Genomic DNA, 25453 nt, shown 5'->3' with positions numbered 1-25453 from the left:
TACTGCGCTTGCGACGGAATCTTGGCGCGAGTCCCATCCGATGATCTCCCATCGTCCCTCCGTGCTTGCCCATGAGCGGTTCGTTGCCGACCGCGAGAATTTTGCCGGCCTCGATCTCGCCACGCGGTTCGAGCGGATTCAGCGGACCAACCTCTGGGGGGCTCCGACCTCGGTCTCGGGCCTCGGCTCGGAGGATCGCGCCACCGCGGGAATGCGCGAGACGCTGCCCGGCCTGTTGCAGCGGCTTGGCGCGCGTTCGCTGCTCGATGCGCCCTGTGGCGATGCGGGCTGGATCGGCAGCACCAATCTCGAGGTCGATTATACCGGCATCGACATCGTGCCGTCCCTGATCGCGGCCAATACAGCGCGGGTGGCGCGAGGGGATGTGCGCGGCCGCTTTCTCGTCGCCGACATCACGCGCGATCCGCTGCCGGGTTGCGACGTCATCCTGTGCCGCGACTGTCTTGTGCATCTGAGCTTCCAGAACATCGCGCACGCCATCGCTCGCTTCCGCGCAAGCGGCGCGCAATTCTTGCTGGCTACGACGTTTCCGGAGTGGGAAGACAATGGCGATTGCGAGGACGGCGACTGGCGCGCGCTCAACATGATCAAGGCGCCGTTCCACTGGCCGCCCCCGCGCGAACTGATCGACGAGCGCTGCGAGGAAGGCAATGGCGGCTGGCGCGACAAGAGCCTTGGGCTCTGGCGGCTCGATGAGTTGCCCGAAGGCGGCGCAGAGCCCGTCTGACAGGCCGCTTGGCCGTCATCGTCGCGACGCGCGATGCTGCAGGACCAGCACGCCCGTCACGCGTTTTCCGACAATGGGCATGCCAAATCCGCCGTTTCATGAGGCCATGCGAACTTCGCCGGACTCAAACCTCCGGACATCGAAGCAATAAATGCAGGGAGTGTGGTCGATGATCGATGCTAGATGCAGTTGTGGCGCAGTTGTAGTTTCGCTCCCGGGGCCGACCAGTCGGGTCGCGGCCTGTCACTGTATCGAATGCCAGCGGCGGACCGGCGCGCCATTTGGCGTCGGCGCGTTTTATCCGGCTGATGACGTCACGATCTCAGGGGCGCCGAAGGAATATGCTCGTCACGGCGAGAGCGGCGGCACAGTCCGTTCCTATTTTTGTCCTGACTGCGGCTCGACCGTTTACTGGAAGGCCGAAAGTCTGCCGGCGATGATCGGCGTCGCCGTCGGCGTGATTGCGGATCCGAATTTCCCGGCGCCGATCAAATCGGTGTTCGAGCGGTCGAAGCATGTGTGGGTGGAGATCACCGGCGCAGGCGTCGAGCATCTCCAACAGGGCACTCTGCGGAAGACGTCGGGCTGACGGGCGCGCATCGAGGGTGGTGCCGGCTGAGGGGATTGAACCCCCGACCTTCGGTTTACAAAACCGCTGCTCTACCGCTGAGCTAAGCCGGCCACTCGCAAGGAACCCATGCGGGTTGCCGGCTGGCGCCAGCGCGTCCGCTTGTGCGCGGTCGCAATACCAGACTTGTCCGGGAAGTGCCAGAACCTGCGCTGCCGTCCGCCGGCATGAAACAGGCGGCCCCTTTTTGGTGCCGCCTGAGCCATTTCGATTGAGTTTTTGGGCCTACTGGCAGAGGTGCTGCCGACCGTCTTCACCCTTGAACCACGTGCCGGGCCTGCACACGATGCCGTTGCGGGCCGCATAGGCATCCCAATTGCCATACCAGCCGGGTCCGCTGCGGTCGTAGCTCGCATAGGAATTGCTCCAGCCCTGGAACGGCGCGGCGGCGACCGTTGCTGCGGTGCCGACGGCGGCGCCCGCCACCGCCCCCGCCGCGTCGACCGGCCAGAAGCCCGATTGTCCCTGATTGTTCGGGTTCACTTGCCGCTGGGCCGTGTGCCGGCGGCGATAGGTGCGATTGGTGGTGGGATTGGCGGGGCCGAGATTTTGGCAAGCGGGATCCTGGAACAACCCCGTGCAGCGGGCCGAATTGTCGGCCGCGGTCTGCGCGAAGGCTGGTGTGGCCAGCGTGGACGCAACGATTGCGGCCAAGCCAAGAAGCTTCAGGCTTGTCATGGCATTTTCTCCATGTTGTTGAGACCTGTGCTAAGTGCGATCTGACGCTGTCGTTCCGCGTTTTCTGGCCTGCGGGGTCACATCGACGTGAACCCGCTCAGGATGTGAGATCTGTGCCAGGCAACCTTGTCTACGTTAGCGATGCAACGGCTGTCTCTCCCCTTAACGCTTCACTAGCGTGCTTCGCAGCATTTGAGCGCCGCGCGAGGCTTACGCGTTAGGCTTACCGGAATTTGGTCAGCCGTCCTTAACCCTCTCTATGCTGCAATCCGTTAGGTTGTGCTCCGCATAACCGGGATCCTTCCATGCGCGCATTCGCGCTCGCAGCCTTTCTGATCGGACTGCCCGCAACGGCTCTTGCCGGCGGCGGCTTCGATATCGTCGTGCCCGGCCGTCCCGGCGTGCCCATCATCATCAACAATATCGATGCGTCCTACAGCGTCGTCGAAGGTGTCTGGGGCCTGGGCAAGAGCCTCCAGGTGCAGCCCACGATCTATGGCGGGCGCTACGTGGCCGAGCGGCAGCCCTCCGATGTCGGCCATTATTATCCGAGCATGGGCTTGCAGCCCGGCTATGGCCGCCTCGAGATCGAGCCGCCCGCGAACCGCAGATTGCCGCAGCCGGCAGAGAGCTATCACCAGAGCTGGGGCGCGTCATCCGCGCCGCTGCCGCCGCAAATGGATGTGCCGGTCAACCCGCCGCCGGTGATCCTCGCGCCTGAGATCAACGACCATCCGCGGCGCCCTCGGCCGCGACCGCATGCAGAGATGCCCGGCAAGCCGCCGGGTTAAGAAGCGTCAAAATCCAAAAAAACGGAAATCAACAGGAGAGAGTAATGCGTCAGATGATTTCGGGACTGGTCGCGGCGGCTGCCGTGATGTTCGTGGGCAGCGCGCCGGCGATGGCCTGCGGCTTCAATCCGTGCCAGCCGGTTGCGCCGGTCTATTCCGGTTGCAACACCGGCTGCGGCGGTTACGGCTACGGCGCCGGCTACGGTTATGAGCGCCTCGCCGAGCCGAGCTCGCAGTACTACTACGTCAACCAAGGCCCGACCTACACTGGCCCGGGTGCCTTCGCGCCGACTCCGACCTACCAGGAAGACGCGGTCGTCGCGCCCGCCAATTATGGCTACGGCTATGGCTATCGCGCGGCTGCCTATCCCTATCGCCGCCCGTACTACCGTCCGTATCACTATGGCTACGGCCCGCGCTACGGCTACCTGCCGCGCACGCATTACGGCTATGGTCCGCGCTATGGCTACGCCCATCGCTACGCGCCTGCGCCGTATTACGGCGGCCACCGCGTCCTGCGCCGCTATTACTGATCTCTGATCGGTTGAGCCCAATGAAGCGCCCGTCCGCGTGATGCGGACGGGCGTTTTGCTTTTGTCTCCAAAACAACCCCATGCACAGTAGCCGCGGATAGCGAAATCAAGGACTTGAAGCGCAACGGGATCGAGATGAGTGATCATCGCGCACTGGCTCGTTGTTCGAGCCTGTCATTTCCGAAAAACAGAAATTCGCTTGACCCGTCGGGCAAAACAGGCGCACGATGGCATCGTCGGGATGTGGCGGCGACGCCTAGCGCTTCATCAGTCCGAGCCGGCTCGCGCCGACATAGAGCGAGAGCGCGGCGGCGTTCGAGACGTTGAGGCTCTTGATCTCGCCGGGCATGTCGAGCCGCGCCACGACGCTGCAGGTCTCGCGAGTCAATTGCCGCAAGCCTTTGCCTTCGGCACCCAGCACCAGAGCGAGCGGCTCGCGTAGCGTGACGTCCGAGAGGTCCTCGCTGCCTTCGCTGTCCAGACCGACAGTCAGGAAGCCGCTGTCGTTCAACTCGTTCAGCGCGCGGGCGAGGTTCTGCACGGTGATGACAGGCACCAGCTCCAGCGCGCCGGAGGCGGCTTTTGCAAGCACGCCGGTTGCTTCCGGGCTGTGGCGCGCGGTGGTGACGATCGCTTTCACCGCGAACGCGGCGGCGGAACGCAGGATGGCGCCGACATTGTGCGGATCGGTGATCTGGTCGAGCACCAGCACCATGCCCTCCAGCGCCAAATCCTCGATGTCGGGCGAGGGCAGGGGATCGGCCTCCGCGAGCAGGCCCTGATGCACGGCGTCGGGCGACAGCAGCCGGTCGATCTCCTGGGGCCGAACGATCTCGGGCGCGATCCGGGTCTCGATGTTCTCGTCCGCCAGGCGCCGGGCGGCATTCTCGGTCAGCGTCAGCTTGCGGATCCGTCGCTGCGGGTTCGCGAGCGCCATCGTGACGGTGTGCCAGCCATAGAGGATGACGGGTCCGTCGGCATGCGAATCGCGGTCGCGCCAGGCCGGCCGGCCAGCCGATTTTCCCGGTTTGTTGAAGGGCTTAGCCCCGCCGCGGGGGGCCCTTGGGGTGAATTTTCGATCCTTCATGCGCTCGCTTGTGTCACGGGTCCCGGAATATGGCAATTTGGGTGGCTTCGAGGGCGATTTTAGCTGTTCGCCTCGGTTGACTTTGCCCCACCGCATCGCCCATAAACGCGCCCGGTCGCGCCCCCATCCGGGCTGTCGCGGCCTTCACGTTCCATGGCCGTCTTCGGTCGCCGGCAAGGTCCGGCCCGATTGTGCTGCCGTCGAGCGGGGGAGTGTCCCGAGTGGCAAAGGGAGCTGACTGTAAATCAGCCGCCTTATGGCTTCGCAGGTTCGAGTCCTGCCTCCCCCACCAGCCTTCGCTCACTTCGCGAGCTTCGGCTGGGCAGGCCAGCCAAGATGACTATTGCGCGAAGCTAGCGAAGGCTGCCACGCCGTAGCCCGATGGGCGCAGGCGGGCTGTCTCCAAATGCTACCCCAGCATCTCCTTCACCATCGGTACCACCTTGCGCCCGTAGAGCTCGATGCTCTTCATCAGCTTCTCGTGCGGCAACGGCCCCGCCGAATATTTCAGCTGAAACCGCGCAATGCCAAGCGCCTTGGCCGTCCTGGCGATCTTGCGCGCGACCGTTTCCGGCGAGCCGACATAGAGCGAGCCGTGCTCGGCTTCGCTGACGAATTCGTCGCGGCCCATCGCCGGCCAGCCGCGCTCGCGGCCGATGCGGTCGCGCATGGCCTTGTAGTCCGGCCAGAGCTCTTCGCGGGCCTGTTCGTCGGTTTCGGCGACGTAGCCGGGTGAGTGCACGCCGATCGGCTGCGCGGGGCGGCCGAACTCCTTGAAGGCGCGGTGATAGAGATCGACGTAGGGCACGAAGCGTTCGGGATCGCCGCCGATGATGGCGAGCATCAGGGGCAGGTCGTAATGCGCGGCGCGCACCACGGATTGCGGGCTGCCACCGACACCGATCCAGGTTTTGAGCGTTCCGTTCTCGACCGGCGGATAGACCAGCTGATCCCTCAGCGGCGGACGCAGCTTACCTTCCCAGCTCACCGGCTTCTGCGACAGCAATGCGGCGAACAGATCGAGCTTCTCCTCGAACAGGTCCTCGTATTTGCGCAGGTCGAAGCCGAACAGCGGAAAGGATTCCGTGAACGAGCCGCGGCCGAGGATCACCTCGGCGCGTCCATTGGAGAGCGCATCCAGCGTGGCGAAGCGCTGGAATACGCGGATCGGATCGTCCGAACTCAGCACTGTCACGGCCGAGCCGAGACGAATGCGCCTGGTGCGCGATGCGATCGCGGCGAGCACGGTTTCGGGCGAGGAGATTGCGAAATCGGCACGGTGATGCTCGCCGAGCCCGATGAAGTCGAGTCCGAGCTCGTCGGCCAGCACCGCCTCGTCGAGGACGTTGCGGATCACCTGCGCATGCGGAAGCATGCTGCCGGTTGCGTCCCTGGTGACGTCGCCAAAGGTATCAAGTCCGAATTCGAGCGGTGCGGTCATCGATCAGGTCTCTGTGGGGAGGATCGTCGAGACTTAATGGATGGCCACCGAGCCACAAGGGCATTCGCGGAAATGCTCGGTTTCCGTTTTACCGCCACATCCCTCGCATCCGCGCGCCGATGTCGATCTTCGGGCCTAGCGATGCGGCGCGCGCGCCTGCCGCGGCGGCCTTCGGCCAGGCGGCGCGCTCGAACAGATAGACCAGCTGCTCCGGGATGAAGCGGGTGCGTGAGGCGTAGACGTGGCGGTCGCCCCTGGCTTGCTGGCCATGGACGAAGAAGCGTTGCGGCACGACGAGATGCAGATCGTCCTTGGCGCGCGTCATCGCGACGTAAAGCAGGCGGCGCTCCTCCTCGAGCTCGGCGCTGGTGCCGGCGCCGAGGTCGGACGGCATGCAGCCGTCGACGACGTTGAGCACGAACACCGACTTCCATTCCTGGCCCTTGGCGGAATGGATGGTGGAGAGGATCAGATAGTCCTCGTCGCGCAAAGGAGGCCCGGATTTGTCGCTGGTCGCGTTCGGCGGATCGAGCGTGAGTTCGGTCAGGAATTTTTCGCGCGATGAATAGCCGCTCGCGATCTGCTCGAGCTGCATCAGATCGGCGCGGCGCGTCTCGGAATCCTCGTGGATGCGGTCGAGGTGCGGCTCGTACCAGAGACGCGCGCGCTCGAGATCGACCGGCCATTCCGAGTAGCGCAGGTTTTCGATGGTGCGGACGAAGCCGGTCCAGTCCGCGCCGGCGCGCGGCGGCACCGGAAGCTGACCGAGCGCGTGCAGCGGGTCCATGCTCTCCGCCATCTGGTCCAGCACGCGCTGCGCGGTCGCGGGCCCAATGCCCGGTAACAGATGCAGGATGCGAAAACCGGCAACGCGATCGCGCGGGTTCTCGGCAAAGCGCAGCAGCGCCAGCACGTCCTTGACATGTGCAGCGTCGAGGAATTTCAGTCCGCCGAATTTCACGAAGGGGACGTTGCGGCGGGTCAGCTCGATTTCGAGCGGGCCGGAATGCGATGAGGTGCGGAACAGTACCGCCTGGTGCTTGAGAAGCGCGCCTTGCTCGCGATTGGCCAGCACTTGCTCGACGATGTAGCGGGCCTGGTCGGCCTCGTCATGTACGGTGACGAGCTGCGGCTTCTGCGAGGAGGTGCGGTCGGTCCAGAGATTCTTGGTGAAGCGCTCGCGCGCGAGGCCAATGACGCCGTTGGCCGCCGCCAGCACCGGCTGCGTCGAGCGGTAATTGCGGTCGAGCGTGATCATTTCCGCGCGCGGCGAGAAGCTTTGCGGAAAATCCAGGATGTTGCGCACCGTCGCGGCGCGGAACGAATAGATCGACTGCGCATCGTCGCCGACGACGGTGAGCCCGCGTCCATCAGGCTTTAGCGCCAGCAGGATCGAGGATTGCAGGCGGTTGGTATCCTGATATTCGTCGACCAGCACGTGATCGAAGCGGCCGCCGATCTCGTCGGCGATCAGCGCATCGCTCATCATCTGCGACCAGTAGAGCAGCAGATCGTCGTAATCGAGCACGTGCTGGGCCTGCTTGGCCTCCACGTAAGCGGCAAACAGTCCCTTCAGTTCGGCGGCCCAGCCCGCGCACCAGGGATAGTGAGCTCCTAATACCTTCTCGATCTCCATCTCGGCATTGACGCAGCGCGAGTAGATCGACAGGCACGTGCCCTTGGCCGGAAAGCGGCTCTCCGTTTTCGACAACCCGCGTTCGTGCCGGACCAGATTCATCAGGTCGGCGGAATCCTCGCGGTCGTGGATGGTGAAGGCGGGATCGACGCCGATCCGCTCGGCATATTCGCGCAACAGCCGCGCGCCGATGCCGTGAAAAGTGCCAGCCCAGGTGAGCGCATCGCGCATGATCGCGGCGTTGTTCTCGCCCAGCACTTTTCGGGCGATGCGCTCGACGCGGCCGGCCATCTCGGCGGCGGCGCGGCGGGAAAACGTCATCAGCAGGATGCGGCGCGGATCGGCACCGGCGACGATCAGATGCGCGACGCGGTGGGCGAGGGTATTGGTCTTGCCGGAACCGGCGCCGGCAATGACGAGCAGGGGGGCGCCCACGGTCGCGCCATCGGTCACGCCATGCTCGACGGCGCGGCGCTGCTCCGCATTGAGCGTGTCCAGATAGGTTGTCACGAATCGCCCCGATGAAGCCTGCAGAATCAACGATCCCCGGGCGAATCGCAATGCGGCTGGATGCAAGTCGCCCAAGGATTTAGGGGAGAGGGCGTTTGCCCCGCAATATGCGTCCTATTTCTGGTTCCTGGCCTTTGGCGGACGTCTGATCCGCCGCCGCATGGATGCGGCGATGGACGGCAAGACCTGGTGGCGCCGCTGTCCGTCATCCCTTGGTCGCTGCCGCGCCGAACCCATCGGCCGGCACGTAAAGCTTGACCGGTCGGATTTCGTAGACCGCACTGGGATTGACCTGGCGCAACAACCGCGCCGCCGCGATCGCCTCGTCATCCGTGTCGTATTCGACGAGGTGGAAGCCCAGAAGCTGCTCCTTGGTTTCGGCGAACGGGCCGTCCAGCACGATCCCAGGGCCGGGGCCACGCAAGGTGCGGGCCTTTTGGGTGTCATCCAGACGGGCGGCCGGCCCAAGGTGTCCGCTTGCCCTCAAGGGCGCCTGAACCTCGATGACTTTGGCGACGACCGCGGCATCCTCCGCCGGCGACCACGACAAAATCTCGTCTTCCACATGGTAAGCCAGGATCGCGTAAAGCATCTTCACCTCGTTTGTTTTTGGGCGCGCAGCACGAAGGACGTATGGTTGCCGCCGATACCGACAACGGCCGACCTCAAAATATTGCGTCGCGGCGTGTGCGACGAAACGTTTCTGAAACCAGATTGCCGCCCGGCGTGCTGATTGCCTCCGTCGCCGTACGCGAGCGACTTCGCACGCTCTGAGCCGGCGTTGTCAGGGGGCGCTTAGAACCTGCTTGACGAGGGCCTCGCGCAGCGCCGCCAGCTCGCCGCTCGTCTCCATCTGCTCGATCACCTGTCCAACTTTCGGCACCAGGTCGCGGTGGCGTTCGTGCAGGTAATGGTAGATGCGGATGCGCTCGAGCGGCGGCGAGAGCGGGTATATCCTGGCCTGTAGATTGAGCTTGCGAACAGCGACCAGCCCGCTGAAGAGGTCGGTGACCATCACGTCGAAACGATCGGCATCGAGCATCCTGATCATGTTCTCGAGGCTCATGGTCGCCGTGACGTGGTCCATGCCGCGCGTGCCGGCTTCCGATGAGCCGACGCCGCGGACGATGCCGATGCTGTAGTCCCTGATGGAATTCCAGCCATTCACGTCGAAATGGAGTTTGGTCGCGAACACAGCGGGTTCGATGTAGTTGATCGCCGGCGTCACCTGCAGCAGCGTGGGGTAATCGCGTGACAGCGTTCCGATCCGCTGGATTTCACCATCGACCTCGCCGGCGCTCGACAGGGCCAGCGCCCGCTTGCCAGGGACGTCCTCGAATTCGAGCTTGATGTTCAGCTTGGCGTAGACGGCCCGAAGCATCTCGCCGCCGACATACTGATCGGGAATGTCGGCGATCCGCGCCAGCCGGATCACCGACTGCGCGGAGGACGAGCCGGCTGCGAACAGCGACAGGCAGACGATGACTATCCGCCACATGGGGCGCCTCTCTGACTGTTGCTTGCTACCATCGGCTTCGGCAGCGCGCGTGATCTACCAGAGATGGGGACTCGCGCAGGGCCACAACACACATCGTTCGCCCGCCATGCGGGCGACACCTGATTTTCACCGATGTCATTCTAGCATGCGAAGTGGTACCTTGCGCGAGGATCCTGCTGCTGGGCGCAAGATATGACCCCACCGACCTCAGATCGCCCAAGGGCCGACAGGATTGCTGCGCGCATCGCGTGCTGAGGGAGAATCAAAACCGTTGAACTGCGCGAGGCTGCGACCGGCAGGCCGGAGAGGTGTCGCCATTTTCGGGGACGGGGTGCATGGGCAACGCAGGTGACAAGAATCCCGATCTCAGCCGCGCCGTTACGCCGGCGGCCGCGAAGCAGGATTTGAGCGGCATCGGAATCGCGTTCACGTCCCCGATGCTCGCGGCGCTGCTATCGCGGATCTTCAACTGGTCGCGAAGCGGCATCGGGCCCCGCCTGCTTGCTGCCGTGCTGCTGTTCTCCTCGATCGTGACGCTGACACTGACCGCGCTCCAGCTCTATCTGGACTATGATCGCGAAGTCGGCGTGATCGAGACGCGGCTCGAGGAGGTCGGCCGCAGCACCACGGGCAGCCTCGGCGAGAGCCTGTGGAATCTCGACCAGAACCAGCTCAAGCTCCAGCTCGACGGTATCCTGCGGCTGCCTAGCATGCGCGCCGCCGAGGTCCGTGAGATTGCCGATCGCCCTAATCCCATCCGTGTCGCCGTCGGTGAGCAGAGCAGCCGCTCGGTCGTGACGCGCGACTATCCCCTGACCTATGCTGTGCAGGGGACCGCGCGCGCCATCGGCGTGCTCCATGTCGAGGCGACGCTGAGTGATGTCTATCAGCAATTGCTGAACCGGGCTCTCGTCATCCTGGCAAGCCAGGCGGCAAAGACGTTCCTCGTCTCGCTGTTCATCATCTACATGGTCCACATTCTGGTGACGCGGCATCTGGTTGCGATCGCCGAGTTTGTCAGCAAGTACAGCCTGGCGCGGCCGCCGCCGCCGTTGCATCTGGAGCGACGGCCTCCTCACGATCCCGACGAGCTGGACAAGGTGATCGACGCATTCAACGCCATGTGCGCCAACCTCGGTCGTGCCTATGGCGAGTTGCGCGAGGCCAATGCGAATCTCGAACGTGATCTGAAGATCCGCCGGCGCGCCGAAGAGGATGCGCGCGCGAGCGAGCAGCGCTTTCGCGACTATGCCGAGACCGCATCCGACTGGTTCTGGGAAACCGGGCCGGATCATGTGTTCACCTATATATCGGACCGGGCCGGCGCCTTCGGCATGGATTGTGAGGCCCTGATCGGCAAGCGACGTCCGGATGCCGCCTTCGACCACGATGCCGAGGCGCAGAAATGGCATGACCACATGGCGACGCTGGATCGTCACGAGCCGTTCCGGATGTTCGAGTATCGCGGCCGCGATCGGGCCGGGCGTTTGCACTACTTTAGTGTCAACGGTCAGCCGGTGTTCGCCGAGGAAGGCCGTTTCATGGGCTATCGCGGCTCCGCCACCGATCTCACGTCGCAGCACGAGACCGAGGAGCGGCTTCGCCAGTCCCAGAAGATGGATGCGATCGGCCAGCTCACCGGCGGCGTCGCGCACGACTTCAACAACGTGCTCACCGTCATCACCGGCACCATCGAGATCATTCAGGAGGGGCTTGCCGAGAAGCCAGAACTCGCCGCGATCGCCCAGCTCATCGACGATGCGGCCTCGCGCGGTGCCGAGATCACGTCTCAGCTCCTGACGTTTGCGCGGCGCCAGCCGCTGGAGCCGCGCGAGATCGACGTCAATGGTCTCGTGCTCGAGACGGCGAAGCTGTTGCGGCCGATCCTCGGCGAGCATGTCGAGATCGTGACACGGCTCGCGGACGATGCGTGGCTGGCGATGGCAGATCCGTCGCAGCTTTCGTCGGCGATCGTCAATCTCGCCGTCAATGCGCGCGATGCCATGCCGGATGGCGGCAGGCTCACGCTCGAGACGGCAAACCGGGAGCTCGACAGCACCGGCAATGGCGACGGCGATGCCGGCTCCTACGTCATGGTCGCCGTGGCCGACACCGGTCACGGCATCCCCGCCGACATCCGCGACCGCGTGTTCGAGCCGTTCTTCACCACCAAGGGGGTCGGCCGCGGCACCGGACTTGGTCTGAGCATGGTCTACGGCTTCGCCAAGCAGACCGGCGGCACCGTCGCGATCGAGAGCGAGGAGGGCCGCGGCACGGTGATGCGGCTGTTCCTGCCACGATCGGCGGGCGAGGCCGCGGCGAGGACCGGGCCGGTGGCGGCGCCCGCGCCGGCGCCCGGGCGCGAGACCATCCTCGTGGTCGAGGACGATCCGCTCGTGCAGGGTTATGTGGTCGCGCAGCTCGGCAGCCTCGGCTATCGCACGCTGACTGCCAGCGATGGCGCAAGTGCGCTTGCGCTGGTCGACCAGGGGGTGAGCTTCGATCTCCTTTTCACGGACATCATCATGCCCGGCGGCATGAACGGGCGGGAATTGGCCGAAGCGGTCCGGCTCCGCCGGCCGCGCGTGCGGGTGCTCTACACCTCCGGCTATACCGACAACACCATCGTCCACGAGGGACATCTCGATCCCGGCGTGGCGCTGCTCCAGAAGCCGTATCGGAAGACTGACCTGTCTCAGAAGATTCGAGAGATGCTCGCGGGCGAGGGGCCGCTCTGAGCGCACGCGCGAGGCCAGCGAAAACGGCCCGACCAAAGAACCGGCCTGACCAAAGAAAAGGCGCGGCGGGGAGACCCCGTCGCGCCCGATTTCTTGCTCGCTGGTCCAGGGCTGAGAGCGCCCCGATGCCAAGCCCTTATTGAGAACTTAGCGGGCGATCCCAGCGAGGTGACAGCGCTTGGTAAAAGACACTGGATCACCTCCTTTCGTTGATTGCGGGAGACCTCAATATAGGCCGGCAGGCCGCCGCTGTTAAGGGGCCGCGGGCCGGGGCGGAACCAAGCTTGTGCGCAAGGGCCGGAAAGCCGGCGAAAGCCGTCGTAGGGGCAGTTGAGACCGCCGCCCGGCCGTGTTAGGGAGCCGGTGTCGCGGGTGTAGCTCAATGGTAGAGCAGCAGCCTTCCAAGCTGAATACGAGGGTTCGATTCCCTTCACCCGCTCCAGAGCTTTCAATCGCTTATGTTTAGCGCGAGGGACGGCTCTTTTTTGATGATCTCATTCTGACAAAGGCTGCTTTACAGTTTCTGTTGCTCGCTTTTGACCAACTGTTTCTCGTATCTCGCATATTCCCACGTTCACGCCGTCACGGCCTTCTGGGCCGCCGTGAAGACGTCGCGTGCGGACGTCGTACCCGCTACGTGCTCCGTACCCTCGACTCCGAGGTCCATCCATCCTGCATTAACGGCATCAAACATTTCTTCGGCAGGTCCGGTGTAGCCCTTCGGGATGCCGAATTGCTCGAACGCTTCCGCCCACCCTTCACGCGGGACTGCAAAGGCTTTCACGTCGAGTTTCAGGACTTCACCCAATTGCTCGGCGACTTCATCCGGGCTGACCATCGAACCAAGCTCGACGACGCGCTGCCCTGACCACGCTGGCCCGGTCAAAAGGGTTGCTGCCGCCGCGCCGATGTCGTTCGTCGCGACCATGGTCGATTTCCGGTTTGTCGGATTGTAGTAGACCGGTAGCGTTCCGCCCTGGGCGACCTGCAAGCCGTAAAGGAAATTTTCGAAGAATCCACCTGCGCGCACAAATGCGATCGGCGATATCAGGTCGCGAAAACCTTGCTCCAGAAGCGACAAGGCCGTGACCATCCCAAGCCCGCTGGTCCTGTTCGCACCCATCGACGAAAGCGCTACCACTCGCGGCGGCGCTGCCTTGGTGAGCGCCTCGACATAGTTCGCAATCACGCCCTTGGCTTCTTTGTAATCGGGCGAGGGGGCCCAAACAGCCGGCAACATGACAAACGCGCCTTCGACGCCTTTGAGCGCCTGCTCGATGGCTGCCGAATCATTCCAATCACCGTCAACCAGCTCCACGCCCCGGTTCGCCCAGCTTGACGCCTTCTCGCGATTGCGGACCAGCGCGCGTACTTCCATGCCATGCGCCAACAGATGTTCTGCCGTTGCGCCGCCCACTTTTCCCGTGATTCCCATGACTAAGAACATGCGTTTTCTCCCGATCTTGAGGGACAGAGCACTGCCCCGGTTGGTTCAACGGATGAGCGGCAGAACGGCCCGGATACGGGGATCGCGCGCGTAGAGGCCGCCCCATGTCATCGCGCCCAGAAGCAGCGAAATGATTTCCGGCGGCGACCCCAACTCACCAATGCGGACATGGGCACAGATGGCACCTCCCAAAAAGCCGGTCACCAGGATCGCGCCGAGGGCGGCGGTGGCCGGGATGGCGTAAAGGATGGCGCAGGCGAGTATGATCGGAGCGACGACGTGGGTCAGGTCGATCGCGAACCCGGTTTCGTGCAACATGCTCGCGATCTGTGCCGGCGCGAACAGCTGAATAGTCCCGTCTGCAACCAGAGCGATAACGACACACGCGCTCATTATCCGGCCGACCCACTGGGCGCGATGCAAGTTCATGGCATCAGGCGCCTGACGAAGGTTCATGGTTTCAGACATTTTGTGGTTCTCCGAGGGGGCCACCAATCTTCGAGGCCTACTGCCTACTGTGTCTCTAGGGTATGATAAACGCCGCGGAAATGAACTCACTGTTCTCTCTGCGGTGAACAATACCGAGGCACGAAAATGCAGAATCTCGAACCCATCCTCATTTTCATAACGGTAGCGGAAATGGGGAGCTTCACCCGCGCAGCCGATAGCCTCGGCATTCAGAAGGGAAGGGCGTCAACGGCGGTCCGGAAGCTGGAAGAAGATGTCGGTGTCAGGCTTTTGCACCGGACGACGCGTAGCGTGCAGTTGACGGAGGACGGACGCGCATTTCATGCCCGTGCCCGCGATCTCCTTGCTGAAGTCGATGACCTACATTCAATGTTCGCAAGCGATCGCGTGGCACTTCGCGGGCGTTTACGGGTCGATCTTCCGACCGAGGTGGCGCGTACGACGATCGTGCCGGCCTTGCCGGATTTCATGGCGACTCACCCCGCGTTGGAGCTGGAGGTGTCGAGTACGGATCGCCAAGTCGATCTGGTTCAAGAGGGGTTCGACTGCGTATTGCGACTTGGTCCCATCGGGGATGAGACGCTGATCGCCCGCCCGCTGGGCAAGTTGCGCATGGTCAACGCCGCCAGTCCTGCCTATCTGGCGCACTATGGCGTCCCTCGATCGCTAGAAGATCTCCGGCGTCAGGGTCATCGGACAATTCATTTTTCGACGATGTTGGGCGCAAGGCCCTATGGATGGGAATATCCGGACGGCGACAGCTACGCGACGCTCCAGTTGCCAGGTGCGCTGCACGTCAACAGCGCGCAGACCTACGAAGCCGCTGCCCTCGCCGGCCTTGGTCTGATTCAGGCGCCATTCTTGGGGATTGGCCGATACTTGGAGAGTGGTGCGCTTGTGGAGATTATACCCGATTTTCGTCGCCGGGCGCTCGACGTGTCTCTCGTCGTAGCACATCGGCGCAATCTGTCGCGCCGAGTCCGCGCATTCATGAAATGGATCGAAAATGTGCTCGCGCCCTACCTGGAATAGCGAATCGAGCGCTTCGTCCTGCCCTCGAAATCAATGTTTTGAGTTATGTCTGAATAGAGATCGTCGGCCGATCCCCGATCATGCGGCTATCCGGAGCTGCTGGGCCCGAGCATGCGGCCGTGTGGTTCGACCTCGACGTGTCGGTTCTTCCGACCAGGCAACGCGGCTGATGACGTGATGTCATCACAACGCAGCTCCCGCGTTCAATCCTTCAACGCGTAGGCGATGACGTAATCGCCGCGCTTGGTGCCGAACGAGCCGTGGCCGCCGGCTGCGGTGACGACATATTGCTTGCCGTCGACCTCGTAGCTCATCGGCGTCGACTGTGCGCCGGCCGGCAAGCGGTCTTGCCAGAGCACCTTGCCGTCGCGCACGTCGTAAGCCCGGATCGTGTACTCATAGGTCCCGGTGTAGAACGCGACGCCGCCGGCGGTCGTGATCGGCCCGCCCAGCATCGGTACGCCCATCCTGAAAGGCAGCGGCAGCGGCGTGGTGTCCCGGATCGTGCCGTTGGGATGCTGCCAGACGATCTTCATCGTCTTCAGATCGATCGCGGCCATCGATCCCCAGGGTGGCCGGTAGCACGGCACGGACAGCGGCGAGAGAAAGCTCTGGATATCGACGCCGAATGGCGTGCCATACATCGGCTGCACCCCGGCCTCGCTGCCGACCGGCTTCTCGGCCGTCGGCGCTGGAGGATTCTGCGGGCCGCGCGGAATGAGCCTTGAGGCAAAAGGCAACGACATCGGGTTGGCGATGGCGATCTGCCTGACAGGATCGACCGCGATGCCGCCCCATTCGAACATGCCGAGATTGCCCGGGAAGACGAGCGTGCCCTGCAACGACGGCGGCGTGAACGTGCCGTCGTAACGCAGTCGATGGAACATGATCCGGCACAACAGTTGGTCGAAGATCGTGCCGCCCCACATGTCCGCGCCGGTGAGTTTTGCCTCGGGGCGAAATGTCAGCGCGGAGAACGGCTGCGTCGGCGCAGTGTGGTCGCCGGGTGCGGCGCCCTGCGGGACCGGACGTTCCGGCGCCGGAACGATCAGCTCGCCGGTTCTGCGATCGAGCACAAAGATGTTGCCCACCTTGGTTGGCTGGATGATCGCGGGAACGACGCCCTTGGCCGTGGTCACATCGATCAGGCTCGGTTGAGAGGGCACGTCCATGTCCCAGAGGTCGTGATGCACCGTCTGGTACGACCAGGCGCGCTTGCCGGTGTTGACGTCAAGTGCAACGATCGAGCTGGAATAGCGCTCGACCAGCGCATTGCGATTGCCGCCCCAGATGTCGGGCCCGTTATTGCCGGTGGGGATGTAGACCAGGTTCAATTTCGGATCGAACGAGGCTGTGATCCACGAGTTCGGCGAACCGTTGGTGTAGTGACGCGTCGGCGACGGCAGCTCGTTCTCGTCTGCCGCGCCGGAGTCCCAGGCCCAAACCAGCTTGCCGGTGTAGACGTCGAAGCCGCGGATCACGCCCGAAGGCACGTCGACCGCGTAATTGTCGATCACCGCGGCGGCGACGACCAGGATCTTGTCGCTGACAACCGGTGGTGACGTCGGCTCGAAGAAGCCTGCCGTCTTGATCCCCATGCCTTGCTGGAGGTCGAGGCTGCCGTGATCGCCAAAGCTCTCACAGAGCTTGCCGGTGTCGGCATCGAGCGCGATCATGCGGCCGTCATTGACGGGCAGGAAGATCCGCCGGGGGCATTCGGCGGGCGCGGGGCTGCCGCTGCTGTCGACGGCACCCGCGGCAGTTTCGTGGTAGGAGACCCCGCGGCAGGTCATGTGCTGGAACGTCTTGTTGAACACCAGCTTGGGATCGTATCGCCAACGTTCCTTGCCGGTCCTGGCGTCGAGCGCAAACAGCACCTGGTGCTGGGAGCAGAGATAGAGTGTGTCGCGCACCTTGATCGGTGTGACCTCGAAGGTCGTCTCACCGGAATCGTTCGGCGTCGGCATGTCGCCGGTGCGGAAGGTCCAGGCGACCTGGAGCTTGCCGACATTGTCGGGCGTGATCTGCTTCAGCGGCGAATAGCGCTGTCCGAATTGCGTGCGTCCATACGCGCGCCAATCGGCATCAGGCTGAGGATCGGCTTCGCTCTGCTGCACGGCAGAGCCGGATTCGGCGATCGTGCCGTTGATGTCGTGATAGCTGGACAGAAGGGCAATGATAAGTACGGCTGACGCTGCCGCAACGCCAATCCACAGCGGCAGCGTCGCGTTGCGGTAAGACACCGGCTCGTCTCGGAGCAGCCCGCGAACGATCACCGGCGTGAGCAGCCAGAGCGCCATGGGGAAAACGATGTCGCCGCGCGATGCAAGCGGCCACCAGTCGAATTGCACCTCGGAGACGGCCCATGCCAGTGTGCCGACCAGCACGATCGCAAACAGCCACAGCGCCGAACGGCGCTGCGCCAGCAATAACGCACCAGTGGCGAGAATGCCGACACCGAGGACGATGTAGAAGATCGACCCACCCAATGCAGCGAGCCAAAGGCCGCCGCCTGCGAGGACCAGGCCGATCAAGGCGTAGACGAGACCGGTGATAAAGACTGCCCTGGATCGCTGCATGGCTGCTCCGGCGCGGAAAAGGAACTACGTCTGTGCAGCGCAAGCGCAACAGAGGACGCCCACTTTCGAGGAATGTGGTTCAATCAACCAAGGCTGGCAACCGTCAACTGCTGCATTCATGTAACATCTGCGCGCAAAGCCGCGGCGCACTTGGCTGCGGGAGCAAAGTTCTTCTAAATATGCACGTCATGTTTGGCGTCGCGTCCGCACCGACGCCAAATCTCGGGAGCCACGTCCGTCATGTATCTCGGCATCGATCTCGGCACCTCGGCGGTCAAGACCGTTCTCGTTGACGGCGCCCAGCGCGTGATTGCGAGCGAGAGCCGCGCTTTGACGATCACCTCGCCGCTATCAGGCTATTTCGAGCAGGATCCCGCTCAGTGGCTCGCGGCGACCTTTGCCACGCTGGACGCCTTGAAGGCATCGCATGGGAAAGAGCTGGCAGCGGTCGAAGGCATCGGGTTGTCCGGCCAGATGCATGGCGCCACGCTGCTTGATGCGAACGAAAAGCCATTGCGGCCTTGCATTCTCTGGAACGACGGACGCTCTGCTGCGGAGTGCCGCATCCTGGAGCAGCGCTGGCCCGCCCTGCGTGCGGTCACCGGCAATAAGGCAATGCCCGGATTCACCGCGCCAAAACTGCTCTGGATCGCCGCGCACGAGCCCGAGATTTTTGCGGCGACGACACGCGTCCTGATGCCGAAGGCCTATCTGCGGCTGGTGCTATCGGGCGAGGCGATCGAGGACGTCTCGGACGCGTCGGGATCGCTATGGCTCGACGCGGCACGCCGGGACTGGTCCGATGCGGCGCTGGCCGCGACCGGCCTGTCGCGCGCGCACATGCCGCGCCTGGTCGAGGGCTGCGCGCCCGCAGCCACATTGCGCAGCGAGCTGGCGCAGCGCTGGGGCATGGCGAGGTGCCCGATGATCGCGGGCGGTGCTGGCGACAATCCGGCGGGTGCCGTCGGCATCGGCGCGATCAGGCCCGGAACCGCGTTCATCTCTCTGGGAACCTCAGGCGCCTTGCTGGCGCCGACCAGCCACGTTGCCGCCAATCCGGACCGCGTGGTTCACACGTTCTGCCATGCGATCCCTGGAATGTGGATTCAGGCCGGCGCGATCCTCTCGGCGGCCTCGTGTCTGGCCTGGGCCGCGCGGCTGTTCGGCGTCACTGAAACCGAGCTGCTGGCGCCGCTGGGGGCGCGCCCGCAGGCGCCGTCTCCCGTGAGCTTCCTGCCTTATCTCGCCGGCGAGCGGACACCGCATGACGACCCCGTCGTGCGTGGCATGCTCGATGGCTTGAGCCACGGCACCGACCGCGCGGCGATCGTGCAGGCCGTGCTCGAGGGCGTCGCCTTTGCGCTGGCGGATTGTCGGGACGTGCTTGGCGATGCCGGCATTGCCGTTACGGAAGCTGACGTCATCGGCGGCGGCTCGCGGTCGCGGTTCTGGCTGTCGGTGCTGGCCAATGTTCTCAATGTTCCGATCCATCGCTTTGCCGACGGTGAAACCGGAGCGGCGTTCGGTGCGGCGAGATTGGGGCGGCTTGCTGTCACGGGCGAGGCAGTCGCCGCCGTCTGCACGCCCCCGCAACGCGTCGAAACCTTCGAACCCGGTCGCGCGCTGGTCGAATCCTATGCCGAGCGGCTTTCCGCCTGGCACGAACTGTATCGGCGGCGCCACTAACATCGCTTTGGTTGCCCATTTCTGCCTGTTCGCTGTTGCCCTGTGCGACGGCCTTTTGTTTAATGGGTGAACCGCGCTTAAGAACGAGATGCGGACAGGAAACGCCTTGTGTGCCGGGAGGCACGATGAACGATCCGATCCTCGAGATGCGGGGAGTTTCAAAATCCTTCTTCGGCATCAAGGCGCTGCGCGCGGTCGACCTGACCGTCTATGCGGGCGAGATCCATGCCTTGATGGGCGAGAACGGTGCCGGCAAATCGACCCTGATGAAAATCCTGTCGGGTGCCTACCGGCCAGATCCCGGCGGCGAGATCCGCATCGAGGGCAAGCCGGCGCGCATCGAAGGGCCGCTTGGCGGCCGGGCCGCGGGCATTTCGATCATTTATCAGGAACTGTCTTTGGCCCCCAATCTGAGCGTTGCGGAGAATATTTATCTCGGCCGCGAGCTCTCGCGTTCGGGTTTGCTGGCGCGTGGCGCCATGCGCGAGGGCGTCGGCCCGATCCTGGAGCGGCTGGGGGCGGACTTTCTGCCGTCGACACTGGTCGCGCATCTCTCCATGGGTCAGCGCCAGCTCGTCGAGATAGCGCGTGCGCTGCACGCGCGCTCGAAAATCCTGATCATGGACGAGCCGACCACCGCGCTGTCAGCCGGCGAAAGCGAGCGACTGTTCGCGCTGATCCGTCAGCTCCGTGCCGAGGGGCTTGCCATCATCTACATCTCGCACCGCATGGACGAGGTCTATGCGCTCGGTGACCGCGTCACCGTGCTGCGCGACGGCCGCCTGGTCGGCTCGCTCGACAAGCAGGACATCCGCGCCGACGCCATCGTTCGCATGATGGTCGGCCGCGACGTCTCCTCCTTCTACAAGAAAGATCATGATCCCGAGGCCGGGAAGGGGCATCCCGTGCTGAGCGCCATCGACATGGCCGACGGGCTGCGCGTCAAGGGCTGCTCGCTCACCGTGCATGCGGGCGAGGTGGTGGGGCTTGCCGGCCTGATCGGCGCCGGCCGCACCGAGCTTGCGCATCTCATCATCGGCGCGGCGCCGAGAATTTCAGGCCGTCTCGAGCTTGAAGGCCAGCCAATCGACATCCGTACGCCCGGCGAAGCGCTCGAGGCCGGCATCGCCTATCTGACGGAAGACAGGAAGGCGCTTGGCCTGTTTCTGGACATGTCGTGTCAGGACAACATCAATCTCGCCGTGCTCGGGCGCGATGCCAAGCTCGGTTGTTTCCTGGATCGCGACAAGGCGCGCGAGCGTGCCGACAGGGCCTTCACCGGGCTCAGCATCCGCGCTGCCAATGTCGGCGTGCCCGCCGGGGGCCTCTCCGGCGGCAACCAGCAGAAAGTGCTGTTGTCGCGGCTTCTCGCCATCGCGCCAAAGGTCCTGATCCTCGACGAGCCGACGCGCGGCGTCGACGTCGGCGCCAAGTCCGAGATTTATTCGATCATCGACAATCTTGCCAAGGCCGGTACCGCGATCCTCGTCATCTCGTCCGATCTCCCTGAAATCATCGGCATCTGCGACCGGGTCATCGTGATGCGGTCGGGACTTGTCGCGGGCGAGGTCAGGCGAACCGAGACGGCGCCATTAACTCAGGAAGACATCATGGCCCTCGCCACGTGGACGGAGCATCTGGATGCCTGACAACGGATCGACGCAGGCGAAGGCCGCCACGGCGAACGACCTTGCTGTCGCCCAGGCGACCAAGCGCCAGCGCATCAGGCTTCTGATCCGCGCGGCCGGCATGCTGCCAGTGCTGCTGCTGCTATGCGCCGGCTTTCATTATCTCTCCGACGGCCGTTTCTTCACCGGGCAGAATCTCGGCATCGTCCTGCAGCAGGCTGCCGTCAACACCGTGCTCGCCGCGGGCATGACCTTCGTCATCCTCACCGGCGGCATCGATCTCTCGGTCGGCTCGATCCTGGCGGCGTCGGCAATGGCCGGCCTGACGATGTCGAAACTGCCCGAGTTAGGTGCGCTGTGGCTGCCGGCCGCGGTTCTCACCGGTCTCGGCTTCGGCGTCGTCAACGGTGCGCTTATTGCGCTGTTGCGCCTGCCGCCCTTCATCGTCACGCTGGGTTCGCTCACCGCCGTGCGTGGCCTGGCGCGGCTGCTCGGCGCCGACACCACGGTGTTCAATCCATCCATTCCCTACGCCTTCATCGGCAACGGATCGCTGACGCTTGTGCCCGGCGTGGCGTCGATCCCGTGGCTCTCGGTGATCGCCCTGCTCGTCATCCTGGTCTCGTGGCTGGTGCTGCGCCGGACCGTGCTCGGCGTGCATATCTACGCGGTGGGCGGCAATGAGAGCGCGGCGCGGCTTGCCGGCATCAAGGTCTGGGCCGTCGTGATCTTCGTCTATGGCGTGTCGGGATTGCTGGCCGGGTTGGGCGGCGCCATGCAGGCGGCGCGGCTCTACGCGGCCAACGGTCTTCAGCTCGGCCAAAGCTACGAGCTCGACGCCATCACCGCGGTCATTCTCGGCGGCACGTCGTTCGTCGGTGGCATCGGCTCGATATGGGGGACGCTGGTCGGCGCGCTGATCATCGCCGTGCTCTCGAACGGCCTGATCCTCACGGGCGTCTCCGACATCTGGCAATATGTGATCAAGGGTCTGGTGATCATCGGCGCCGTGGCGCTGGATCGCTATCGGCTGCAAGGCTCTGCCAGAACCTGAAAAGGCTCCGCCCGAACCTGAAAAGGCTCCGCCAGAACGTAAGGGATCGGGGCGCGATACGAGATTCCGCTACGGCAACTGGTCTGCCGTGCCGGATTAAGGACAGACCAGGGAGGAAGCCAATGTTGAAGATGACCATGCTCGCCGGCGCCGCAATGGCGCTTGCCCTGACCACCGCGCCGTCCTCGGCCAAGGAGCTGAAGTCGATCGGCGTTTCGCTCGGTTCGATGGGTAATCCGTTCTTCGTCGCGCTGTCGAAGGGTGCCGAGTTCGAGGCCAAGAAGACCAATCCCAATGTGAAGATCACCACCGTCGGGTTCGAATACGACCTCGGCAAGCAGGTCACCCAGATCGACAATTTCATCGCCGCCGGCGTCGACCTGATCCTGTTGAACCCCGGCGATCCCAAGGCGATCGGGCCGGCGATCAAGAAGGCGCAGGCGGCGGGTATCGTTGTCGTCGCCGTCGACACCGCGGCCGAAGGCGCCGATGCCACGGTGACCACGAACAACGTCCAGGCCGGTGAGATTTCTTGCCAGTACATCGTCGATAAGCTCGGTGCCAAAGGCGATGTCATCATCGAGAATGGGCCGCAGGTCTCCGCCGTCATCGACCGCGTCACCGGCTGCAAGAACGTGTTCGGTAAGAATCCCGGCATCAAGGTGCTGTCCAGCGACCAGGACGGCAAGGGCTCGCGCGAGGGGGGCCTGACGGTCGCGCAAGGTTATCTGACGCGCTTCCCCAAGATCGACGCCATCTTCGCCATCAACGACCCGCAGGCGATCGGCACCGACCTTGCGGCGCGCCAGCAGAACCGCAGCGGCATCGTCATCACCGCGGTTGACGGCGCGCCGGATATCGAGGCCTCGCTGAAGGATCCCGCGTCGCCGCAGATCCAGGCGTCAGCGTCGCAGGATCCGTTCTTCATGGCGCGGCGCGCCGTGCAGATCGGCGTCGGCATTCTCAGTGGGCAGAAGCCGGCCTCGACCGTCGAGCTGCTGCCGTCGAAGCTCGTGACCCGAGACAATATCGCGGAGTACAAGGGCTGGACCTCGGACCGGTCGCAGTAACATCCCGCAATTTTGCTGATTGCGGCCCAATTCGAGAGGGGCGTCCCGGGAAACCGGCCCGGGCGCGCCTCTCGAGGTTGACCTCAGCGACCGATCTGTCAAAGAAGGGGGAGTTTTGACGGTGGGGCGGCCGAATGGTAGCGCCCGCGGGCGCTATTGGGAGCAGTTAGGGATATGGCTGAGCGGGTCGCTCTCATCACCGGTGTGACCGGCCAGGACGGCGCCTATCTTGCCGAACATCTGCTGTCGCTCGGTTATGTCGTGCACGGCATCAAGCGGCGCTCGTCCTCGTTCAATACCGCACGCGTCGACCATCTCTATCAGGATCCGCATGTCGGCAACGTGCCGTTCCTGATGCATTACGGCGACATGACGGATTCGACCAATCTGATCCGCCTGGTGCAGCAGATCCGGCCGACCGAGATCTACAATCTGGCTGCCCAAAGCCATGTCGCCGTCAGCTTCGAGAGCCCCGAATACACCGCCAACGCCGACGCCATCGGCGTGCTGCGCCTGCTGGAGGCGATCCGCATCCTCGGCATGGAGAAGCAGACGCGGTTCTACCAGGCCTCGACCTCCGAGCTCTACGGCCTGGTGCAGGAGATTCCGCAGAAGGAGACCACGCCGTTCTACCCGCGCTCGCCTTACGGCGTCGCCAAGCTCTATGGCTACTGGATCACGGTGAACTACCGTGAAGCCTACGGCATGTTTGCCTCGAACGGTATCCTGTTCAACCATGAGAGCCCGATCCGCGGCGAGACCTTCGTGACCCGCAAGATCACCCGCGGCGTCGCCCGCATCGAGGTCGGGCTCGAGGAGACGCTCTATCTCGGCAATCTGTCGGCCAAGCGCGACTGGGGTCATGCCAGGGACTATGTCGAAGGCATGCACAAGATCCTGCAAGCCGACAAGCCCGACGACTTCGTGCTCGCCACCGGCGAGGCGCACTCGGTGCGCGAGCTGGTCGAGCTGTCCTTCGCGCAGGTCGGCCGTCGCCTCGTGTGGCGCGGCGCAGGCGCCGACGAGACTGGCGTCGATGCCGGGAGCGGCAAGACGGTTGTGAAGATCGATCCGACCTATTTCCGTCCGACCGAGGTCGATCTGCTGATCGGTGATGCCAGCAAGGCGCGAAAAGTGCTCGGCTGGAAGCCGAAGCGGACCTTTGCGCAGCTCGTCGAGGAGATGATGGCGAGCGATCTGGCCGAGGCCAAACGGGACATCGCAAATGGCAAGCGTACCGTTTGAGCTGAAGGGCAAGAGCGTCTACGTCGCCGGCCATCGCGGTATGGTCGGTACGGCGCTGGCGCGCCGGCTGGCGCGGGAGGACGTGAAGCTCGTCACGGTGGAGCGGCGCGAGGTCGATCTCTGCAACCAGGCTGCCGTGTTCGACTGGTTCGCGCGGGTGCGGCCGCAGGTGGTCTTCCTCGCCGCGGCAAAAGTCGGCGGCATCTTCGCCAACAACACGCTGCGCGCCGAGTTCATCTACGACAACATTGCGATCGCCGCGAACGTGATCCATGCCGCGCATCTGAACCGCGCCGAGAAGCTGATGTTCCTCGGCTCGTCCTGCATCTATCCAAAGCTCGCACCGCAGCCCTTGCGCGAGGACACCGTGCTGACCGGCCCGCTGGAGCCGACCAACGAGCCTTACGCCATTGCCAAGATCGCGGGGATCAAGATGGCCGAGGCCTATCGCGGCCAGTATGGCAGCGACTTCATCAGCGTGATGCCGACCAATCTCTACGGTCCCGGCGACAATTATCACCCCGAGCTGAGCCACGTCGTTGCCGCGCTGATCCGCCGCTTTCACGAGGCGAAACTGTCGGGCGCGAAGAACGTGGTTGTCTGGGGCACCGGCACGCCGCGGCGCGAGTTCCTCTATGTCGACGATATGGCGGATGCTTGCGTGCATCTGATGAAGACCTATTCCGGCGCAGACCTGGTCAACATCGGCACCGGCGAGGACATCGCCATCGCCGAATTCGCGCATGTCGTCGCCGAGATCGTCGGCTATCGCGGCGAAATCAGCTTCGACAGCTCCCGCCCTGATGGCACCCCGCGCAAGCTGCTCGACGTCAGCCGCCTCGACAAGCTCGGCTGGCGCGCGACGACGTCGCTTCACGATGGCTTGAAGAAAGCCTATGCGGCGTACCAAGCCGCCACGATCGTCCCCGCACAATAGTAGGAACCATCGCTCTCAG

Annotated in this window: 21 protein-coding genes and 3 tRNA genes; 14 read left to right on the top strand and 10 right to left on the bottom strand. The window is 64.0% G+C overall.

Annotation, left to right across the window (positions count from 1 at the left end; genetic code table 11):
• Positions 1-40: 40 nt before the first annotated feature.
• Positions 41-748: a class I SAM-dependent methyltransferase gene (locus tag ABID58_RS33815; RefSeq protein WP_354037243.1), complete on the top strand. Its 708-nt coding sequence runs from the start codon at positions 41-43 to the stop codon at positions 746-748.
• Positions 749-917: 169 nt separating this feature from the next.
• Positions 918-1337 carry a GFA family protein gene (locus ABID58_RS33810; RefSeq protein ID WP_354037241.1) on the top strand — a complete coding sequence of 140 codons (420 nt, stop codon included), beginning with the start codon at positions 918-920 and terminating at the stop codon, positions 1335-1337.
• A gap of 17 nt (positions 1338-1354) precedes the next feature.
• Here ABID58_RS33810 and ABID58_RS33805 read toward each other — a convergent pair.
• Positions 1355-1429: transfer RNA gene (locus ABID58_RS33805), tRNA-Thr, on the bottom strand.
• 172 nt (positions 1430-1601) lie between these two features.
• Positions 1602-2054 carry a hypothetical protein gene (locus ABID58_RS33800; RefSeq protein ID WP_354037239.1) on the bottom strand — a complete coding sequence of 151 codons (453 nt, stop codon included), beginning with the start codon at positions 2052-2054 and terminating at the stop codon, positions 1602-1604.
• 305 nt (positions 2055-2359) lie between these two features.
• Between ABID58_RS33800 and ABID58_RS33795 the strand changes: the two genes are divergently transcribed.
• Both ABID58_RS33795 and ABID58_RS33790 read left to right on the top strand, forming a co-directional pair.
• Positions 2360-2845: a hypothetical protein gene (locus ABID58_RS33795; RefSeq protein ID WP_148750264.1), complete on the top strand. Its 486-nt coding sequence runs from the start codon at positions 2360-2362 to the stop codon at positions 2843-2845.
• Positions 2846-2889: 44 nt separating this feature from the next.
• Entirely contained in the window at positions 2890-3378 is a 489-nt protein-coding gene (locus ABID58_RS33790; RefSeq protein ID WP_354037237.1) for a hypothetical protein, read from the top strand.
• Positions 3379-3634: 256 nt separating this feature from the next.
• Here ABID58_RS33790 and rlmB read toward each other — a convergent pair whose 3' ends face one another.
• Positions 3635-4465: a 23S rRNA (guanosine(2251)-2'-O)-methyltransferase RlmB gene (rlmB, locus tag ABID58_RS33785; protein WP_354037236.1), complete on the bottom strand. Its 831-nt coding sequence runs from the start codon at positions 4463-4465 to the stop codon at positions 3635-3637.
• 206 nt (positions 4466-4671) lie between these two features.
• On the opposite strand from rlmB, the gene ABID58_RS33780 reads away from it, so the two are divergent.
• Positions 4672-4757 (top strand) — tRNA-Tyr (locus tag ABID58_RS33780).
• Between the two features lie 117 nt (positions 4758-4874).
• Here ABID58_RS33780 and ABID58_RS33775 read toward each other — a convergent pair.
• From ABID58_RS33775 to ABID58_RS33760, 4 genes are all read right to left on the bottom strand, one after another.
• Positions 4875-5906, bottom strand: coding sequence for an LLM class flavin-dependent oxidoreductase (locus ABID58_RS33775; protein ID WP_354037235.1), 1032 nt, complete (start codon positions 5904-5906; stop codon positions 4875-4877).
• 88 nt (positions 5907-5994) lie between these two features.
• Positions 5995-8052: an ATP-dependent helicase gene (locus ABID58_RS33770; RefSeq protein ID WP_354037234.1), complete on the bottom strand. Its 2058-nt coding sequence runs from the start codon at positions 8050-8052 to the stop codon at positions 5995-5997.
• 205 nt (positions 8053-8257) lie between these two features.
• Positions 8258-8644, bottom strand: a complete 387-nt coding sequence (locus ABID58_RS33765; RefSeq protein WP_354037233.1) for a YciI family protein — start codon at positions 8642-8644, stop codon at positions 8258-8260.
• 192 nt (positions 8645-8836) lie between these two features.
• Positions 8837-9550 (bottom strand): substrate-binding periplasmic protein, encoded by a 714-nt coding sequence (locus tag ABID58_RS33760; RefSeq protein ID WP_354037231.1) that lies wholly within the window; start codon positions 9548-9550, stop codon positions 8837-8839.
• Positions 9551-9885: 335 nt separating this feature from the next.
• Here ABID58_RS33760 and ABID58_RS33755 point away from each other — a divergent pair, with 335 nt between their 5' ends.
• The gene (locus ABID58_RS33755; protein WP_354037230.1) at positions 9886-12288 is read left to right on the top strand and encodes an ATP-binding protein; all 2403 of its coding nucleotides are present in this window, start codon (positions 9886-9888) and stop codon (positions 12286-12288) included.
• A 368-nt stretch (positions 12289-12656) separates the two neighbouring features.
• Positions 12657-12730: transfer RNA gene (locus ABID58_RS33750), tRNA-Gly, on the top strand.
• A gap of 132 nt (positions 12731-12862) precedes the next feature.
• Here ABID58_RS33750 and ABID58_RS33745 read toward each other — a convergent pair.
• Together ABID58_RS33745 and ABID58_RS33740 are read right to left on the bottom strand one after the other, a co-directional pair.
• Entirely contained in the window at positions 12863-13735 is an 873-nt protein-coding gene (locus ABID58_RS33745) for an NmrA family NAD(P)-binding protein (protein WP_148750296.1), read from the bottom strand.
• 45 nt (positions 13736-13780) lie between these two features.
• Positions 13781-14203, bottom strand: coding sequence for a DoxX family protein (locus ABID58_RS33740; protein ID WP_354037229.1), 423 nt, complete (start codon positions 14201-14203; stop codon positions 13781-13783).
• A 126-nt stretch (positions 14204-14329) separates the two neighbouring features.
• On the opposite strand from ABID58_RS33740, the gene ABID58_RS33735 reads away from it, so the two are divergent.
• Positions 14330-15235, top strand: coding sequence for a LysR family transcriptional regulator (locus ABID58_RS33735; RefSeq protein ID WP_148750298.1), 906 nt, complete (start codon positions 14330-14332; stop codon positions 15233-15235).
• Positions 15236-15438: 203 nt separating this feature from the next.
• Here ABID58_RS33735 and ABID58_RS33730 read toward each other — a convergent pair whose 3' ends face one another.
• Entirely contained in the window at positions 15439-17814 is a 2376-nt protein-coding gene (locus tag ABID58_RS33730; RefSeq protein WP_354037228.1) for a glucose/quinate/shikimate family membrane-bound PQQ-dependent dehydrogenase, read from the bottom strand.
• A gap of 240 nt (positions 17815-18054) precedes the next feature.
• On the opposite strand from ABID58_RS33730, the gene xylB reads away from it, so the two are divergent.
• The 6 genes from xylB (at position 18055) to fcl (ending at position 25434) form a co-directional block, all read left to right on the top strand.
• Entirely contained in the window at positions 18055-19500 is a 1446-nt protein-coding gene (gene xylB / locus ABID58_RS33725; protein WP_354037227.1) for a xylulokinase, read from the top strand.
• 125 nt (positions 19501-19625) lie between these two features.
• Positions 19626-21149, top strand: a complete 1524-nt coding sequence (locus tag ABID58_RS33720; RefSeq protein ID WP_354037226.1) for a sugar ABC transporter ATP-binding protein — start codon at positions 19626-19628, stop codon at positions 21147-21149.
• Positions 21142-22182, top strand: a complete 1041-nt coding sequence (locus ABID58_RS33715; RefSeq protein WP_148750302.1) for an ABC transporter permease subunit — start codon at positions 21142-21144, stop codon at positions 22180-22182. The genes ABID58_RS33720 and ABID58_RS33715 overlap by 8 nt, the downstream gene beginning before the upstream one ends.
• A gap of 122 nt (positions 22183-22304) precedes the next feature.
• Positions 22305-23252: an ABC transporter substrate-binding protein gene (locus ABID58_RS33710; protein ID WP_148750303.1), complete on the top strand. Its 948-nt coding sequence runs from the start codon at positions 22305-22307 to the stop codon at positions 23250-23252.
• 174 nt (positions 23253-23426) lie between these two features.
• Complete coding sequence (gene gmd / locus ABID58_RS33705; protein WP_354037225.1) at positions 23427-24497, top strand: GDP-mannose 4,6-dehydratase; 1071 nt, start codon at positions 23427-23429, stop codon at positions 24495-24497.
• A complete protein-coding gene (gene fcl / locus ABID58_RS33700) occupies positions 24478-25434 on the top strand; it encodes a GDP-L-fucose synthase (RefSeq protein ID WP_354037224.1) in 957 nt (318 codons plus the stop codon). Before gmd ends, fcl begins: the two co-directional genes overlap by 20 nt.
• Positions 25435-25453 lie beyond the last annotated feature (19 nt).

The organism is Bradyrhizobium sp. S3.2.6 (genome assembly GCF_040546885.1).
GTDB lineage: Bacteria > Pseudomonadota > Alphaproteobacteria > Rhizobiales > Xanthobacteraceae > Bradyrhizobium > Bradyrhizobium cytisi.
The sequence above is the reverse complement of the archived record's forward strand: the minus strand, read 5'-3'. Positions and strand labels throughout refer to the sequence as shown.